Source organism: Geobacillus sp. 46C-IIa (genome assembly GCF_014679505.1).
In the GTDB taxonomy this organism is placed as follows: domain Bacteria; phylum Bacillota; class Bacilli; order Bacillales; family Anoxybacillaceae; genus Geobacillus.
Genome location: NZ_CP061474.1, coordinates 2,140,382 through 2,158,763 on the forward strand (window position 1 = coordinate 2,140,382; position 18,382 = coordinate 2,158,763).

Sequence of the window (18,382 nt, forward strand, 5' to 3'; positions counted from 1 at the left end):
TGGGCAAGAAATGAACCGGTAGGCACGAAAGCGAAGCGCCGCGCCATGGCTCTTCGCTTTTTTGCCGCTGTATTCGCTATGCGCTTTGGCCGCTCCGCACTGCCACCGCCACTCCCGCGACAATGAGCGCCCCACCCGCCCAAAAGGAAGCGTCAAGCCGTTCATGCAAAAACAGCCAGCCAAAGAGCGAGCCGACAAGCGGCTGAAAAAAGAAAAAGAGCGAACCAATGCCGGCGTCGATCATCTCCATCCCTTTGTTCCACAAGAAAAACGCGCCCGCCGTTGACACGATGCCAAGGTACAACACCCCCATCACGATGGGCGCATTCCATTGAACGGCCGTCAGCCCTGGACGTTCCACCATCAGCATCGGCGTCATGCCGACAAACGCCGCCAAGATGGCGAATGTGGTAATGGAAAGAACGGTCAAGCGAGCCGACGCCATTTTCACCAGCACCGACAACAGCGCCCAAGTGACCGCCGCGCCGACTAACGCCATATTTCCGCCCACCGTCGACTCCCCGCTGCCCCCGAGGCCGACGATGACGATCACTCCCGCTGCCGCCAACAACAACGCCGCAAGCTTCCGCCATGTGAGCGTTTCACCAAGAAGCCAGCGGGCAAATAAAACGACAAACGCCGGTGTTGAAGCTGTAATGAGCGAAGCGGTATGGGCGTTTGACCATTTCGTGCCGACAAATTGCAACGAAATGGAAATCACATAGCCGATGATGCCGATCGCGATGACCATCGCCCAATCGCGCCCGTGCTTTGGAGGGCGCTCGCGTTTCGCTGCCGCGATCGCGGCAAGCACGATCAAGGCGACACCGTAGCGCAGCCAGACGAGCGTCAGCGGCGGGATGTAGTCCAACACGTATTTGCTTACGACATACATCCCGCCCCAAATGCTGGCGGCGAGCGATAAATACAAGGAAGCGAGAACAGGTTGTTTCATGGCATCGGTCCCCTATGCGTTCTTCTTTCTGCTGCTGACCCCAAAAGCAAAGCCGTTATTTTCAGAGATAACAGCCAAACAAGGCGGTTCTCGAGCAGCTAGACATCGCTTTCTTCCGGAGGAAATACGGGAGCGAGCGAAACCGTCAAATCCGGCTGCCAAAAAGAAACCAACTCATCGCTTGGTCCGAAAACCGCTCGCTGCTCGAATCGTCCATCCCGCCAGCTGAGCACTTCGATCGTTCGATTACTGGGGTCTACCATCCAATATTCACGCACACCATATCGTTCGTACAAATAGTATTTCTGATTCCGGTCACGCAGAGCGGTGCTTGGTGACAGCACTTCCACAACGAGATCGGGCGCCCCTTTCATTCGCCGATTCCCGATTTGCTCAACCCGACAAATGACTGATAAATCGGGCTGAACAACGGTTTTCGCTGTCTGTTCCTGCTCCTCAGGATCAAGCTGAACATCAAACGGGGCCAGAATGACATGGCAGCCACGCATCTGAAAATACGAAGCCAATGCAAGGTGCAGTTGTCCGACCACATACTGGTGCTCAAACGACGGAGACGCCAATAAATAGGGAACGCCATCGAGCAGTTCCCAATTTCCTTCCCAATGTTCAATGTCGCGATACGTATAAAACGGCTTCTCCTTTTGCACTGCGCTCCCCCTTTCACTTGCTTTTCTTTCATCTTATCACATTGTTCCAGTTCCATCCCATATTTTTATTTTCCCATCCTATCATAAAAGAGAAAACAGCGGCCGCCACCGCTGTCAATGGTGTGTCAAGCAAAAGGTTTTTCCACGCGTTGCTCTTGCTCCCGCTCGATGATCGTCGCTGTCGCCATGCCGTGCCCGATGCAAATCGTCAATAACCCATAGCGGCCCTCCCGCCGCTCCAGCTCATGAACGAGCGACGTCATGAGCTTGACGCCGGTGGCGCCGAGCGGATGGCCGAGCGCGATGGCGCCGCCGTTGACATTCACTTTCGCAAGCGGGGCGCCGATTTCTTTTTGCCAGGCGAGCACGACCGGGGCGAACGCTTCGTTGATTTCAATGAGATCGATGTCCTCGATCGCAAGTCCGGCTTTTTTCAGCACTTGTCTTGTCGCCGGGATGACGCCATCAAGCATATACGTCGGGTCGGAGCCGACGACCGTTTGCGCGACGATGCGCGCTTTCGGCTTCAGTCCGAACCGGCGCGCCGCCTCCCCCTCCATCAGCAAAACAGCGGCCGCCCCGTCACTCATTTGGCTCGCATTGCCGGCGGTGATGACGCCGTCTTCTTGAAACGCCGGCTTGAGCGCGGCGAGCGCTTCCGGTGATGTATCAGCCCGCGGCCCTTCATCATCGGTGACAAGGATTTCGCGGCCATCGCGGTCAAGCCCTTTGACCGGGACGATTTCGGCGCGAAACTTCCCTTCGCGCAAGGCGGCCAAGGCGCGCCGATGGCTTTCGTAGGCATAGGCATCCAGCTCCGCGCGCGTCAGGCCGTATTTTTTGGCGATCCGCTCGGCCGAGACGCCTTGATGAATGAACTCGTACTTTTCATGAAGCGACGGCGGAATCGTCCGCTCATTGCCGTCGCTCAAAATCGGGACTTTCGTCATGCTTTCGACCCCGGCGGCAATGGTGACATCCATATCGCCGGAGCGGATTTCTTGAGCGGCAAAATGGATCGCCTGCTGACCGGAGCCGCACATCCGATTGATTTGCACGGCCGGCACTTCGATTGGGAATCCAGCCTCCAACGCCGCGAGCCGGCCGATGTTGTATCCTTGCTCGGCGATCGGCGTCACGCAGCCCATGACGATATCTTCTACCTGTCCTTTTTCCATTCCCGCCCGGCGCACGACTTCATCCAACACCGCCGCGGCCAGATGGACTGGATGAACGTCGCGGAAGACGCCGTTCCGCTTGCCGACCGGCGTTCTGACGGCTTCCACAATCACCGCTTCACGCACCATCTTCTCCTCCTTGTTAATGTTGTCAACGCCACGCCTTGACGGCGCAGCCGCACCGTTGTATCCAACGATGCACCGCGGCGCCGCCAGATGGGCCCGTTTCTGTCCACCCTCTCCGTGAGAGGCGCTTGTTCATTTTGCATACGTATAGAACCCTTTCCCTGTTTTCCGCCCTAAATGCCCGGCTTCGACGAGCTTGCGCAAAAGCTGCGGCGCCCGGAACCGGTCGCCGTACGCCTCGGTCATGTTTTCGCTCACAAACAGGAGCGTATCAAGCCCGACCATGTCAGCGAGCTCAAGCGGCCCCATCGGATAATGGAGGCCGAGCCGCACCGCTTTATCGATCTCCTCAGCAGAAGCGATCCCTTCCTCATACATGCGGATGCATTCCATCATATGGGCGGCGATCGCCCGCGTTGTCACAAACCCTTGCCGGTCTTTGACGACGACCGTTTCTTTGCCAAGCTCCGCGGACAGGCGGCGGATGGCGTCGACCGTTTCATCGGCCGTCGTTTCGCCTTTGACAATTTCAATGAGCTTCATCACCGGCGCCGGATTGAACCAATGCATGCCGATGACCTTCTCCGGCCGTTGGGTCGCGGCGGCAAGCGCTGTCACGCTCAGCTCCGATGTGTTGGTCGCCAAAATGACGCCTGGCTTCGTCCGTTCGTCAAGCTTTCGAAACACCTCTTTTTTCAGCGCCAAGTTTTCCGGCACGGCTTCAATGACAACGCCCGCTTCACGCACCGCTTCCGCCAAATCCGTCGTCGGGCGGATGCGGCTGAGCGCCGCCCGCGCCTCTTGTTCAGACAACTGCCCTGCTTTCACAAAGCGGTGCAAGCTTTTCTCTGCCGAAGCGAGCCCGTTTTGCAAGGCCGCTTCGGACACGTCATATAAATGCACCGTTTTTCCCGCCATCGCTGCCGTTTGGGCGATTCCGCTTCCCATCACCCCGGCGCCGATGACCGCAATCGTTTCTGCCATGGTGTTCGCCTCCTTTACTCCGTCGCCGCATCGGCATAGCGCGCCGCCATCTCATCACGCAGCTTCCGCTTTAAAAACTTGCCGACGCTCGTTTTTGGAATTTCATCAAGAAAGACGATGTCATCCGGCAGCCACCATTTCGTAAACTGCGGGCGCAAAAAGTCATACAGCTCTTCTTTTGTCACGCTTTTCCCTTCTTTCAACACAACGCAGGCAATCGGACGCTCCTGCCATTTCGGATGCGGCACGGCGACGACCGCCGCTTCGAACACCGCCTCATGGGCCATAAGCGCATTTTCCAAATCAACCGATGAAATCCATTCGCCGCCGCTTTTAATGACGTCTTTCGTCCGGTCGACGATTTTCACAAACCCTTCTTCGTCCACGGTGACGACATCACCGGTGTGCAGCCAGCCGTCGCGGAACGCCTCTTTCGTCCGATCGTCGTTATAGTATTCGGCGGCAATCCACGGCCCGCGCAAGCAAAGCTCGCCCATTTCCTGCCCGTCCCAACGAACCGGCCCGTTTTGGCCGATCACTTTCATTTCAATCCCTGGAGCGAGCAGCCCTTGTTTGGCGCGAATGTCGAGTTTCTCTTCGTACGGCAGCCCTTCTTGATAGCTTTTCGGGCGCGAGACGAGCACAAGCGGGCTCGTTTCCGTCATGCCGTACGCGTGAATGAACGGAATGCCGTATTTTTCTTCAAAGGCGCGGATGACCCCTTTCGGCGCGGCCGAGCCGCCGCAAATGACACGCGTCAGGCTGCTGACATCATAGCGGCCTTTCTCCAATTCTTGCAATAGCCCAAGCCAAATCGTCGGCACGCCGGCCGTGATCGTCACCCGCTCGGCTTCAATCAGCCCGGCAAGCACTTTCGGTGTAAACGCCGGCCCCGGCATGACGATCGTCGAACCGAACCACGTGGCGGCAAACGGCAGCCCCCAGGCATTGACATGAAACATCGGCACGACCGGCATAATGACATCGCGCTCGCAAAGCCCTTGCGTATCGGCCAGTCCTAGCGCCATCGCGTGCAAGACGGTGCTCCGGTGCGTGTAGACGACCCCTTTCGGATTGCCCGTCGTCGCTGACGTATAGCACATACCGGCCGGTTGGTATTCATCGAGGTCTTTGAAAAACGGGAATGCCGGATCGCCTTCAGCGAGCAGTTTCTCGTAATGGTATACCGGCGACAGTGTCGTTTCCGGCAGCTCGTCAGCGTCGGTCATGATGATGAAAGCGCGAACATTCGGAATCTCATCTTTCACCGCTTCAATAGCCGGCAGCAAATCATCATCGATCAGCAGAACGCGGTCATCGGCATGGTTGATGATGTAAGCGATATGCTGCGGCGAGAGACGGATGTTGATCGTATGAAGCACCGCCCCGATGCCGGGAATGGCAAAATACGCTTCCAAATGGCGGTGATGGTTCCAAGCGAACGTGCCGACGCGGTCGCCGACTCCCACCCCGAGCTGCTTCAACATGCTGGCCAGCCGGCGCGTCCGCTCCCCAATCTCTTTGTATGTATGGCGGACGATGCCGCCTTTCATGCGGGAGATGACTTGTTTTTTCGGAAAAAACAGTTCCGCCCGCTCAAGCATCATCGAAATGTTTAACGGTGTTTTCATCATCGGTTATTCCTCCCCCTTCAACAAATAAGCATGTTCATTGACTTTAGGCGGCGCTCCGACGTCCCACCGGCCATCCGGCCCATGCGCAGCCGTCCACACGCCATCCGGCTGCATCGCGACAAGGCGGCGAACTTGGCCGCCGGCAAACAGCTGCTTCGCTTCATCCGTTTCGAGCACCGGGGCGAGGCAAGCGTCGACCGTTTCCGCGAACGTGCTCCATTCGGAAAACGTTTTTTCACGAAACAAAGCGGCAAGCCCTTCATACACCTCTTCCCCCGGCTCGGCCGGCGCCCATTGCGCCTCAATCCATTCCGGGCGGCCGACCGCCTCGCAAAACTGGCGCCAAAAGTGCGGTTCGAGCGCTGCTAGGCTTATATAGCGGCCGTCCTTTGTCTCATACAGCTGATAACAGACGACTTCCCCAGCGAGCTCCGCCAGGCCGTTTTTCGGCCCGCCGCCATGCGCGATGGCAAAATGGCCGGCCATCATCGCCGTTAGGCCGTCGACCAAGGAAACATCCAAATAGGCGCCTTTGCCGGTTCGCTCGCGGGCAAACAGTGCGGCTACAATGCGCTCTGCCGCCGCCATGCCGCCGATAAAATCGGCAAGCGTGATCTTCGGATGAACCGGACGGCCGCGTTCATCAGCGAGCTGCGCCAATAAGCCGGAGAGCGCCATATAGTTTAAATCATGGCTGCCGAGCAGCGAGCGCCCACTCTGTTGGCCAAAGCCGCTGATCGAGCAGTAAATGATCCCTTCGTTGTCGCGGCGCACATCGTCATACCCGAGCCCAAGCCGCGCCATCACCCCGGGGCGGAAGCTCTCGATCACCACATCGGCGCGGGCGGCGAGCCGCTGAGCTTGCTCGCGTCCCTCGTCCGTCTTTAAGTCCAAGGCGGCGCTTTTTTTGCCGGCATTGTACGCGGCAAACAGCCGGCCTTCGGCGAACGGGCGCAGCCGGTCGCCGGATGGCGGCTCGATTTTGATGACCTCGGCTCCGAGTTGGGCGAGACGCCAGCTCGCAAACGGACCCGGCAAGTACTGGGAAAAATCAACAACTACAATGCCATGAAGCATATCTTTCCCTCTTTCTACAAGTCTAGCTGCCGGGCGATGATCGTTTTCATCATCTCGTTCGTCCCGGCGTAAATGGCGCTCACCGGAATATCGCGATAGCGCCGGGCGATCTCGTATTCTTCCATATAGCCGTAGCCGCCGTGCAGCTGCATGGATTCGGCCGCGACGCGCTTCGCCATCTCCGTGATCCACCATTTCGCCATCGACACTTCTGCGACGATTTGTTTTCCAGCCATGTGCTCCTCGATGACGCGGTCGACAAACGTGCGCCCGAGGGCGATGTCAGTCGCCATTTCGGCGAGACGGAACTGGACGGTTTGAAACTCGCTCACCCGCCGGCCGAACGCTGAGCGCTGTTTTACGTACTGCTTTGTGAGTGAAAACATCACTTCGGCCGCCGTCTGCGCGGCGATGGCGACGACGAGCCGCTCCTGCTGAAGCTTTTCCATCAAATAATAAAAGCCTTTTCCTTCCTCGCCGAGCAAGTTGCACGCCGGCACTTTCGCATCTTGAAAAATGAGTTCAGCCGTATCTTGGGCGTGCAGCCCGACTTTCTCAAGCTTCCGCCCGCGCGTAAACCCCGGCGTATCCCGCTCCACGACGAGCAGGCTGATGCCGCGGTGCGGCGGTTTGGCGTGCGGGTCGGTTTTGCAGGCGACGACGATCAAATCGGCGTGAATGCCGTTGGTGATAAACGTTTTTTGTCCGTTGACGATGTAGTCGTCGCCTTCTTTCACCGCTGTTGTCGAAATGTTCGCCAAATCCGACCCGGCCCCCGGTTCGGTCATGGCGATGGCGGTAATGAGCTCGCCATTGACACACTTCGGCAGCCATTTTTGTTTTTGTTCCTCCGTTCCGTACGAGGCGATGTACGGCGTCACAATATCGTTATGCAGGCCGATGCCGACAAGGCTGGAACCGACTTTTTCCAGCTCCTCATTGATGACGACCGAGTAGGCAAAATCAGCGTTTAACCCCCCGTACTTCTCATCGACCCATGGACAAAGAAAGCCGTTTTCCCCCATTTTCGCCCAAAACGACCGCGGAATGATGCCGCGCCGCTCCCATTCGCCATAGTACGGATAGGCTTCTTTCTCTAAAAACTTGCGGAATGCATCGCGGAAAATATGGTGCTCCTCGCGTAAATAGCGAGCTGTCACCGTTCATCCCTCTCTTCTGTTCGGTCACTTTTTCTCCGTTCCGCCCGCCGCCTGCTGTTTCAGCCGCTCGCGCAGCAAAAACTTTTGGATTTTGCCGCTCGCGTTGCGCGGCAGGGCGTCGATGAAATAATAGGCGCGCGGCCGCTTATACGGGGCGAGGCGGTCGCTCGTTTGGCAAAACCGCTCAAGCTCATCAGCGGTCAGGCGGTCATCTTTTTTGACGATGAAGGCGACGACTTTTTCTCCCCATAGTTCATCCGGTTCGCCGAGCACGGCGACATCAAGCACTTTTGGATGCTCATACAACACGTCCTCCACCTCGCGCGGATAGACGTTTTCTCCGCCGCTGATCACCATGTCATCGACTCGGTCGGCGACATACAAGTAGCCGTCTTCATCAAGGTAGCCGAGATCGCCTGAATGATACCAGCCTTTGTACAACGCCTTTTCCGTCGCCTCTTCGCGCTTATAGTAGCCGGCCATCATGCACGGGCCGCGCATAATGATCTCGCCGACTTCACCCGGCGGCAGCACATCGTCCGGGTCGGACGGCCCATCTTCCCGCGCGCGGACGACGCGGATTTCATGGTTCAAGCAGGCGCGTCCGGCAGAACCGGCTTTTTTCAGCTGCTCGTCTTCCAACAAAAACGTCACCGCCGGCCCCATTTCCGTCATTCCGTACGCTTGAATCAGCTCAATGCCGAGCCGCTCTTGGCATTGCCTCACAAGCGCGGGGGCCATCGGGGCGGCGCCATACAAGCCGAGGCGGAGCGAGGAAAGATCGTAATCGCTTACATTTTCCTGCAAGATCATATTCCACATCGTCGGGGCGCCGAACATGAGCGTAATTCGTTCGCGTTCGATCGTCTCGAGAACGAGCTTGGCGTCAAAATGATGCAAAATGACGCTCGCCGCTCCGGCATGCACGCGCGGCAGCAAGCAGCAATGCAGCTCGGCGCAATGAAACAGCGGCGCTGCCGCCAATCCGCGGTCCGTTTCCCGGATGCGCATCATACCATGGCAAATGACGCTTTGCTCGATCATGTCGCGATGCCGGTGCATCACCCCTTTGGGCCGCCCGGTCGTGCCGCTCGTGTACATAATGGCGTACAGATCGATCTCTTCCACATGCACGCGCGGCGCTTCCTCTCCGGCCCGCCCGGCTTGTTCATGGGCACTTTTGGCAAACGGCGGCGGATCGCGGTCAATCGACCAAAACGACACATGCGGAAAACGGCTGTGGATCGCGGCGAGCTGCGGCTCGACCGCCCGTTCAAATACGACGATTTTCGGTTCGGCGTCCGTCAAAATATAGGCGATTTCCTCCGCTTTCAGCCGAAAATTGATCGGATTGAACACGGCGCCGATTTTGGCGCAGGCAAACAGGGCGGTGGCCAGCTCAAGCGTGTTGTACAGCACCGTCGAGATGCGGTCCCCTTTGCGTACGCCGGCTTCAAGAAAGGCGTTCGCCCATCGGTTCACGTTCCTCTCCCATTCCTCATACGTATAGCGGCGTCCGGTCGCCACCTCAACGACCGCCTCGCGCGTCGGGAATTTTCTTACCGTCTGAGAAAACATCTCCCCAATCGTTGCGTACAAGCGCCTTTCCCCCTTTTTTCCAAATGGACAGAGGGCAAGCAAGTCGATTTGACAGATAATTCAGATCAGTTGGCGCATGCGCCCTCGTTGTTTATGTATTCGCCCTTTTTCTTGACATTCCTCTTTTGCCGCCAAAAAAAAAGAAAGGGGGGCTTCCCTTTCTTTTTTAGGAGTAAATGACTAAATCGCGGTCGCGGATCGTCATCAGCTCCTTTTTGTCGTAGCGCCCTTCATGAAGAAGACGAACCGCCTGCTTGCGGATCGCTTTTTCGATCAAGTTGCGGACGTAGCGGCCGTTGCTGAACTTCAGCCGGCCCGCGGCCTCGAGCGTCCCCTCTAAATGGACGTACAGCTTCCGTTCCGCCTCCGGCGTCATTTCGTATTCACGCTCACGCAACATTTGCTTGGCAATTTGCACAAGCTCCTCGACCGTATAATCGGGAAACTCAATCGTCAACGGAAAACGCGACGGCAAGCCGGGGTTTAATGACAAAAAATAATCCATTTCCTTCGGATAACCCGCTAAAATGACGACCAAGTCGTCACAGTAATCTTCCATCCCTTTGACGAGCGTATCGATCGCTTCTTTGCCGAAATCTTTTTCGCCGCCGCGGGCGAGCGAATACGCTTCATCGATAAACAACACGCCGCCGCGCGCTTTTTTGATCAAGTCACGCGTTTTGCTTGCCGTATGCCCGATATATTCTCCGACTAAATCAGCCCGCTCGGCCTCAATGAAATGCCCTTTTGACAGCACGTTCATCTCAAAAAACAGTTTGCCGAGCAGACGCGCCACTGTCGTTTTTCCTGTTCCAGGATTTCCTTTAAAAATCATATGAAGTGCTTGGCGGTTCGCTTTCAAGCCATTTTCTTTGCGCATCCGGCTAATGTACAGCCAGGCGTAAATTTCCTTGACGATTTTTTTGACATGATCGAGTCCGATCAGTTGGTCGAGTTCTTTTTGAACATTGCGAAGCGCCTGATGTTCTTCGCCATCAAGCCAGTCGTTCCGCTCTTCTTTCACTAGGTGATTCACCGTTTTCGAATTCAACACAATATTAATTTGCCCTTTCGCTTTGTTCATCGTCACCTCTGACAAGGGGCGTCACCTCGCTTCCCGTTTTTGCCATCCACACCCATTCCGATTTGGCTGTCGACGCCTCGCCTTTTCCCTATTAGTATACGTACGCCGCCGCCAATCCGTGACAATCGCCCAAACGAACAGCCGGCCGGCTGATCTTAGCACGGAAAAGTTTGTATATTTTTATTCAAATTAACGGCCGTTTACGCATTAGAAATAAAAAAGCGACGCGAACTGGGGGCGGAGGGGCGGAAAGGGCGGACTGAGAAATGCAGAAAAAAGACGCCCTCTAAGGAGGGCGTCTTTTTTTCTCGGCGGCTTATGTACCGGCGGCGTCATTGTTCGGTTTCAAACTGGATGTTCCGCTCCGGCGCAAACGTCGAAATCGCATGTTTGTAGATGAGCTGCTGTTTTCCTTGCACTTCGAGCAACACGGTGAAGTTGTCAAAGCCTTTAATGTACCCGCGCAGCTGGAAGCCGTTCAATAAGAAGACAGTTACTTGGATGCTTTCTTTGCGCAGCTGGTTTAAAAACTGGTCTTGAATGTTGATCGTATTTTTCATGGAACGTCCTCCTCTTTTCTCTCTAAAGATATGGTTATATATTCGCTTCGAGTCGAAGCTTTCCTGCTATGTAGTGAAAAATTTCCTCCACCTTGGCGGCGAATGGTTCGGGGTCCGTCATGTCAAACCATCTAACCGGCATTTGATTGCGAAACCATGTCAGCTGCCGTTTCGCATAGCGGCGTGAATTTTGTTTCAGCTGCTCGATCGCTTCGTCGAGGGAGACGCGGCCGTCAAAGTAGTCGTACAGCTCTTTGTAGCCGATCGCCTGCACCGCCTGACAATCGCGCAAGCCGCGGTCGTACAGCGATCTCGCCTCTTCAATCAGCCCTTCGGCGATCATCTCGTCGACCCGTTCATTAATGCGGCGGTAAAGCACGTTCCGCTCCGCCGTCAACCCGATGATAGCCGTTTCGTACAAAAGCTGCCGCTGCTGCCCCCGCTGCCATTCACTGAACGGTTTCCCGGTGCAATGATACACTTCGAGTGCACGAATGACGCGGCGGATGTTGTGCGGATGGATGCGCGCTGCGCTTTCCGGGTCAACTGCCTCAAGCTGCTCATGAAGCGCCTCGACCCCTTGTTCGGCTGCCAGCTGCTTGAGCGTCCGGCGGTATGCTTCATCGGAAGAGGCATCGGAAAATTGGTAATCGTAAATGGCGGCTTGAATGTACAGCCCGGTGCCGCCAACGATGATCGGCAGCCGGCCGCGTGCGGAAATATCGGCAATAAGCGCACGGGCGAGCCGCTGAAATTCGACGACGGAAAACGGTTCGCACGGCTCTTTAATGTCGAGCAAATGGTGCGGAACCCCTTCCATTTCATCCGGTTTCACTTTCGCGGTGCCGATGTCCATTCCTTTGTAAATTTGCATCGAATCACCGCTGATGATCTCCCCGCCCAGCTTTTTCGCCAGCGCGATGCCGAGCTTCGTTTTGCCGACTGCTGTCGGTCCGACGATGACAACGACTTTTTCTGCCATGATGCGCCACTGCTTTCTGTTGCTAAACTCGTATCAAACACCATTATACATAAAAACGGCAACGCATGAAACAATTTCTTTCCTACGTTTTCGCCATCTGACCGCCGTTTTATACATAGCGACGCGAAAAATGGCCGTCCTTTCCTTTCGCCTCGCCGAACGGGTCAAAAAAATGAACGCCGTCAGAGGCGTCCATCATCAGAGCGAAAATTTGCCGACAATCGCCTGCAAATCATCAGCCATTTTCGACAGCGATGCGGCGGAAGCTGAAATTTCTTCCATTGACGCCAGCTGTTCCTCGGTCGCCGCCGATACTTCCTGCGTGCCAGCCGATGTCGATTCGGCGACGTCAGCAACAAGCCGAACGGAGCGTACGATTTGTTCGGAGGAAGCAGCCATCTCGCTGACCGAAGCCGATACGTCGCGAATTTGCGCGGCCACTCCGTCAACGGCGGCGCGGATTTGAGCAAACGTCTCGCCCGAAGCGCGGATGACTCCCGTTCCGGCTGTCACTTCGTTGACAACCGACTCCATCGATTGGACGGCGTGAGCCGTTTCTTCTTGAATGGCGGCGATCAATTCTGCGATTTGCCGCGCCGATTCGGCCGATTGCTCCGCCAGCTTCCGCACTTCATCGGCGACGACGGCAAAGCCGCGCCCGTGCTCGCCGGCGCGTGCGGCCTCAATGGCAGCGTTTAAGGCGAGCAAGTTCGTCTGCGCCGCAATGTTGCGGATCGCCTCAATAATCGAGCCGATTTGCTCAGAACGGCGGCCGAGCCCTTTAATCACTTCGGCCAGCTGTTCGACCGTGCCGTTCACCTTGTTCATTTGCGCGACGCTCGCCTCGATCGTTTGTCCGCCGTCCGCGGCTTGTTTCGATGTTTCGGCGGCGATGGCCGCGACGCGCTGCGCCCGCTCGGAGATTTGCCCGATTTGTTCGGACACGGAGTCGACGGCGGCCGATGTTTCCTCGACGCTTTGCATTTGCTTGTCCACACCGGAAGCAACACCTTGGATCGTCATAGCGATTTGCTCGGTCGCTTTGCTCGTTTGTTCAGCGCTCGCCGCCAGCTCTTCTGAGGAAGCGGCGACTTGTTCGGCGTTTTGCGCCACTTCATGCAGCACGCTGCGCAAGTTTTTCGCCATTTGTTCAAACGAAGCGGCAAGTTCACCGATTTCATCGCGGTTGCGCACGTTCATCTTCATCTCGGTCAAATCGCCGGCGGCAATCCGCTTCGCTGCTTCTGACAGGGCAAACAGCGGGCGGGAAAGCGAACGGCTGATGTAGTAGCTGACGATCGCCCCAGCCGCTGCCGCCAACACGCCGACGATGACGATAAGCCGGCGAACGGTGACGGCCGATGCGCTCGCGTCATGGCTCGCTTGATCTACTTCCTGTTGCTGCGAAGCAACGAACTGATTTATTTTTTGATCAAATTGGGTCGTTATGTCACGCCCGGTTGTCATGACGAGCGCGGTATATTGCTCCGGTTTGCCTTGCGCCTTCAATTCAAACGCCTTTTGGCCGAGCGCGTAAAACTGTTGCTCAAGCAAATCGAGATCGGCAAGCAGCTGTTTCGTTGTTTCTTGCGTTACCGAAGCTGCGAGCTTTTCACTCGTTTTTCTATATTCCTCATGCGCCTTTTCAAAGTTTTCCAGCGACGTCTCATCACCAGTCAACAAATAGCCGCGCATGCTGCCGACTTGGCGGCGGACGAGCACTTCAAGCTGCTTCGCGTTTACGAGTTTTGGCATGCGGTTGTCGGTAACGTCCGTGTATGTACGGTCAAGCATTGAAATCTCGTAATAAGCGAAACCGACCAGCAGCGCAATTAACACGTAGACGAGACTGAAGCCAGCGAGCAGTTTTTTGCGAACTGTCATCTTCATCGATAATCCCCCGTTTTTGTAATGAAATCGGCTGTTCCACTTATATTATCGGATGATGGCCGCCGATGTTTAGCCATTTTTTGACGGACGTGCCGCGGCGGCAGCATTCCTCCTTCGACCGACTTTATGTCGTCCCCTCCGGCTGCCACGTGTTTCGGCCGGCTTCCGCTTCATCGCGGATAAAAAAGGAAGTAATGAGCGCGATGATGCTGCCAATTAACCCAAATAAAAACAGGTGGCGAATGCCGGTCATAAATGTCGGCGCCTGCGCCAAGAACGCCCCCATCACCGTGACGCCGATCGCCGTGCCGATATTGCGGCAAAACATAAAAAAGGAAGTCGCAATCCCCTTTTCATGGGCATCGGCAAGCTGTTGCGAACCGATAACGCCAACGGTCGACGTCAAGCCGAACGACAGCCCTTGCAAAAACATGATGAAAAAGACGTACCAAAATCCATGGTTTTCATTAAGCAAGGCAAGAAAAAGACCGGAAGCGACAAGCAGCACGTTGCCGATGATCAGAAGCGGGCGGTAGCCATAGCGCAAAATCCACTTCCCTGCTGGCACGGCGGCGATCATCCAGCCGACAGACGAGCCAAGCAAAGCAACACCGCTCATAAATACGGACAAGTGGGCGACATTTTGCAAAAAGAGCGGGATGTAGCTTGACGTCCCAAACAAGGCGACACAGCTGACAAAGCCATTAATGTTCATCCATTTAAGCGTCCGATGATGGACAAGCGACAGCGGCACAAGCGGAGATGGCTGCCGTTTTTCGAAATAATAAAAGGCGCCAAGCAACAACGCCCCGACCGCACCGTACCACCATTTCCCCCGCTCAACGACCGTGACGAGCAAAAGCAAGCTGATCGCCGCCGCAAACAGCGCCGCGCCCATATAGTCGACCGCCGCCCGCTTCGGTTCATACACTTCTTTATACGGAAGCAGCGTCAAAAGCGAGAGCAAGCAAATCGGAATGTTGACATAAAAAACCCAGCGCCATGTCGCATACTCGACAAACAACGAACCTAAAAGCGGCGCCAACACGGCAGAAAGTCCCCACATGGCAGTAAAAAACGCTTGGATTTTTCCGCGCTTTTCTACGGGGAACAAATCGCCGGCGATAATCGCCGGAAACGGCATCATAAATCCGGCCCCCACCCCTTGCAAGGCGCGGAATAAAACAAGCTGCACCATGTTTTGCGACACCCCGCAAAGAAGCGAGCCGATTAAAAATAAAATAATGCCAAAGCTGAACACTTTTTTGCGGCCGAATAAGTCTGACAGGCGACCAGCAATCGGCGACAGGACGGTGGTCGTAATCATGTACGATGCAAACGTCCACGCATACAGGGAAAATCCCCCAAGCTCTTCGGCGATGATCGGCATCGTCGTGTTCATGATGGTCGTATCCATCGACGCCACGAGCATCGCCAGCACGATGCTGACCATGACCGACAGGCGGCTGTTCATACCAATGACCTCCTTTTTAAGTAAGCTACGAATATTTTATTTTACATGATAAAAAATGATGGCACCAAGTGATATGCGTTGAACATCTGAATCATTTGTATTCGTTGTCGAATTTTGTTACCCTAAAATGAAAACTCCCAAAACCGCTAACCCGACTTCCATCATATCATCGCACCAGTAAGGAGGAGAGAGATGAAAAAAACAACGTCTGTCTTTTCGATTTCAATTGTGATTGCCATGGCGTTTATCATTTGGGGGATTATTCCGGAATCTTTATTGCCGCGCTACAATTTAAATGCGGTCAGCAGCGCGGTGCACACGTTTCTGATCGATAAGTTCGGCTGGTTTTATTTGCTCAGCGCTTCGTTGTTTTTAGCGTTTTGTTTGTTTCTCATTTTTTCCCGCTACGGCAATATCCGTCTTGGCCGCGACGGAGAAAAACCGGAATACAGCTATATGACATGGTTTGCCATGCTGTTTAGCGCCGGAATGGGAATCGGGTTAGTGTTTTGGGGAGTGGCCGAACCGATGTCCCACTATTACACGCCGCCAACAGGGGAAGGGGCGACAGCGGAAGCGGCCCGTCTGGCGATGCGCTACTCATTTTTCCATTGGGGGCTGCATCCATGGGCGATCTACGGCGTCCTTGCCTTGGCGCTCGCTTACTTCCAGTTTCGCAAACGCGAAGCCGGCGTCATTAGCCGCACGCTGCGCCCCTGTTTGGCGCACGCACAGAAGGCAGCCTCGGCGTAGTCATTGATACGTTAGCCGTCTATGCGACGATTTTTGGCGTCGCCACTTCATTGGGGCTGGGAGCCATTCAAATTAGCGGAGGGCTGCACCAGCTGTTTCCTGGCCTTCCAAACACCTTTTCGACGCAACTGCTCATCATCGTGGTTGTCACTGTCCTGTTTATGCTCTCGGCACAAACCGGCCTCAACAAAGGCATAAAATGGTTAAGCAACTTGAATATTGTGCTCGCATTGCTGCTCATGGTTTTCATGCTGTTTGCCGGGCCGACGAATTTTATTATGGATGTGTTCACAGCAACGATCGGGACGTACTTGCAAAACCTCCCGTCGATGAGTTTCCGGCTTAACCCGTTTGAACAAAATGATTGGCCGAAAGTGTGGACCATTTTTTATTGGGCGTGGTGGATCGCGCGGGCGCCGTTTGTCGGGACGTTCATCGCCCGCATTTCCCGCGGGCGCACGATTCGTGAATTTATGATCGGCGTCTTGGCAGTTCCAACGATTTTCAGTGCCCTTTGGTTTTCCGTTTTTGGCGGTTCGGCCCTTTATCTAGAACAATTTCGACATGCCGGCATTGGCGAGGTGATAAATGAAAAAGGAATGGAAACAGCCTTGTTCCTTACATTCGAACAGTTTCCGCTCGCCACGCTGCTTTCAGGAATCGCCATTTTGCTCATTTGCACGTTTTTTGTCACATCGGCCGACTCGGCGACGTTTGTGCTCGGCATGCAGACGACCAACGGCAGCTTAAACCCGCCAAACTCGATCAAATTCGTCTGGGGCATTGTCCAATCAGCGACAGCGGTCATCCTCCTGTTTGTCGGCGGCCTTGAATCGCTGCAAACAGCATCCATTATCGCTGCGTTCCCGTTTGCGATCATCATGATTTTGATCGTCCTGGCCCTTATCCGTTCCTTCCAGCAGGAAACGGCGCGAAAAGCACAAAAACCTGTCCAATAATGACTAAAGGTGCCCCGCTTTTAGGGACACCTTTTCTTCTTAGTGTATCTCCAATGATTGTCAAGCCCTATGATTCACACCGTCCTCCTGATGGGCAGCTAGGGCAAAGGCCATGCATCGAAAGCACAAGAAAAAGGCTGCCCGCCAAAGCCACAAACGTGCTTTAGGCGAGCAGCCTTCCGCCGCATTCGGTTATGTGTTTCAGCGACAGGCAAAACGCCCATCCTCAATTCCGTTAGTTAAGTACCCGAACCGCTTTTACAAACCGCGTTTTCCAATACGAGGAAGTGAGCGATGAATACGTAACGCCTAACGAAACAGTCGCATTGATCATTTGCCCGTTGCCAGCGTAAATGCCGACGTGGTTGATTGTGCCGTTCGAATCGGTGTCAAAAAAGACGAGATCGCCTTTTTGCAATTGGCTGAACGACACCGTTCTTCCGGCTTGCGCTTGGGCCGATGATGTGCGCGGCAGCGAAATACCGGCCTCGCTAAAGACGCGCATCGTAAACGAAGAGCAGTCAAACACATCGGTGCGCGATGGGCTCGCCCCGTACAAATATCTCGCTCCTAAATATTTTTCACCGATTTCGATGATTCGGTCGGCAAGTGAAGCAGACGATTCAGCCGCAACCGGCTTGACCGTTGATGCTTGCTGTTCAGTCCGCGCATCGGCCGTTCCACCCGCCACTTTAATGGCTTGGCCGATGCGAATGACGTTCGGGTTCGTAATTTGCGGATTAAGCGCCAACAGACGGTCGACGGTCGTTTGAAACTTGTTGGCAATCCCCGACAATGTATCCCCTTTTTGGACGATGTACTGACCGTTCACAGCCGCAGCCGCCGGCTGCACAGTATATGTATTTGTGCTTGCCTGTCCGCCCGTTACTTGAAGCGCCTGTCCGGCCCGGATAAAGTTCGGATCGGCAATACTTGGATTCAGCTTGATAAGCGCCTCCACCGTTGTGCCAAACTTCCGGGCAATTCCGCTTAACGTGTCGCCGGGCTGAACGGTGTATGTATTGGAAACGGCTTGTTCGCTCTCGCTTTGTTCATCGATTTGCAGTACTTGACCTGGAAAAATGAAATCAGAAGATAAATGGTTTTGTTCTTTTAACCGCTCGACCGTCGTACCATATTGCCTCGCGATTCCCCAGAGCGTATCGCCTTTTTGCACCGTATAGCTCGCAGCTGAAGCCGCATGGCCGGCTAATAACGATCCGATCAATGTTCCGGTAAATAGAAGTGTTTTTTTCATGCTGCATCCCCCTATGACATCAATTTAACATTTCTCTATTT

14 protein-coding genes and 1 pseudogene are annotated in these 18,382 nt (G+C 55.0%); 1 reads left to right on the forward strand and 14 read right to left on the reverse strand.

Features of this window, described 5'->3' with window-relative positions:
* Positions 1-76: 76 nt before the first annotated feature.
* The 13 genes from IC803_RS10585 to IC803_RS10645 all read right to left on the reverse strand — a co-directional run bounded on the left by IC803_RS10585 (position 77) and on the right by IC803_RS10645 (position 15,371).
* On the reverse strand, positions 77-955 hold the full coding sequence (locus IC803_RS10585) for a DMT family transporter (RefSeq protein ID WP_081206958.1): 879 nt from the start codon (positions 953-955) through the stop codon (positions 77-79).
* A gap of 98 nt (positions 956-1,053) precedes the next feature.
* Positions 1,054-1,623, reverse strand: a complete 570-nt coding sequence (locus IC803_RS10590; protein ID WP_081206957.1) for a Uma2 family endonuclease — start codon at positions 1,621-1,623, stop codon at positions 1,054-1,056.
* A 125-nt stretch (positions 1,624-1,748) separates the two neighbouring features.
* Positions 1,749-2,930: a thiolase family protein gene (locus tag IC803_RS10595; RefSeq protein ID WP_190304197.1), complete on the reverse strand. Its 1,182-nt coding sequence runs from the start codon at positions 2,928-2,930 to the stop codon at positions 1,749-1,751.
* 129 nt (positions 2,931-3,059) lie between these two features.
* The gene (locus IC803_RS10600) at positions 3,060-3,911 is read right to left on the reverse strand and encodes a 3-hydroxyacyl-CoA dehydrogenase family protein (protein ID WP_081206956.1); all 852 of its coding nucleotides are present in this window, start codon (positions 3,909-3,911) and stop codon (positions 3,060-3,062) included.
* A gap of 14 nt (positions 3,912-3,925) precedes the next feature.
* Positions 3,926-5,545, reverse strand: coding sequence for a long-chain fatty acid--CoA ligase (locus IC803_RS10605; protein ID WP_081206955.1), 1,620 nt, complete (start codon positions 5,543-5,545; stop codon positions 3,926-3,928).
* Positions 5,546-5,548: 3 nt separating this feature from the next.
* Positions 5,549-6,622 (reverse strand): CaiB/BaiF CoA transferase family protein, encoded by a 1,074-nt coding sequence (locus IC803_RS10610; RefSeq protein ID WP_081206954.1) that lies wholly within the window; start codon positions 6,620-6,622, stop codon positions 5,549-5,551.
* 14 nt (positions 6,623-6,636) lie between these two features.
* Positions 6,637-7,782, reverse strand: a complete 1,146-nt coding sequence (locus IC803_RS10615) for an acyl-CoA dehydrogenase family protein (RefSeq protein ID WP_081206953.1) — start codon at positions 7,780-7,782, stop codon at positions 6,637-6,639.
* Between the two features lie 24 nt (positions 7,783-7,806).
* Positions 7,807-9,381, reverse strand: coding sequence for a fatty acid--CoA ligase (locus IC803_RS10620; protein WP_081206952.1), 1,575 nt, complete (start codon positions 9,379-9,381; stop codon positions 7,807-7,809).
* 166 nt (positions 9,382-9,547) lie between these two features.
* A complete protein-coding gene (spoVK, locus tag IC803_RS10625; RefSeq protein ID WP_081206951.1) occupies positions 9,548-10,480 on the reverse strand; it encodes a stage V sporulation protein K in 933 nt (310 codons plus the stop codon).
* Between the two features lie 317 nt (positions 10,481-10,797).
* Positions 10,798-11,025: an RNA chaperone Hfq gene (gene hfq / locus IC803_RS10630; RefSeq protein WP_063166216.1), complete on the reverse strand. Its 228-nt coding sequence runs from the start codon at positions 11,023-11,025 to the stop codon at positions 10,798-10,800.
* A 34-nt stretch (positions 11,026-11,059) separates the two neighbouring features.
* Positions 11,060-12,007: a tRNA (adenosine(37)-N6)-dimethylallyltransferase MiaA gene (miaA, locus tag IC803_RS10635; RefSeq protein ID WP_081206950.1), complete on the reverse strand. Its 948-nt coding sequence runs from the start codon at positions 12,005-12,007 to the stop codon at positions 11,060-11,062.
* A 198-nt stretch (positions 12,008-12,205) separates the two neighbouring features.
* Positions 12,206-13,897 (reverse strand): methyl-accepting chemotaxis protein, encoded by a 1,692-nt coding sequence (locus IC803_RS10640; RefSeq protein WP_081206949.1) that lies wholly within the window; start codon positions 13,895-13,897, stop codon positions 12,206-12,208.
* Between the two features lie 124 nt (positions 13,898-14,021).
* The gene (locus tag IC803_RS10645) at positions 14,022-15,371 is read right to left on the reverse strand and encodes an MDR family MFS transporter (RefSeq protein ID WP_081206948.1); all 1,350 of its coding nucleotides are present in this window, start codon (positions 15,369-15,371) and stop codon (positions 14,022-14,024) included.
* Between the two features lie 192 nt (positions 15,372-15,563).
* On the opposite strand from IC803_RS10645, the pseudogene IC803_RS10650 reads away from it, so the two are divergent.
* Positions 15,564-17,083 (forward strand): annotated as a pseudogene (locus tag IC803_RS10650) (BCCT family transporter).
* Positions 17,084-17,318: 235 nt separating this feature from the next.
* Here IC803_RS10650 and IC803_RS10655 read toward each other — a convergent pair.
* Positions 17,319-18,341, reverse strand: coding sequence for a C40 family peptidase (locus tag IC803_RS10655; RefSeq protein WP_081206947.1), 1,023 nt, complete (start codon positions 18,339-18,341; stop codon positions 17,319-17,321).
* Positions 18,342-18,382: the final 41 nt, after the last annotated feature.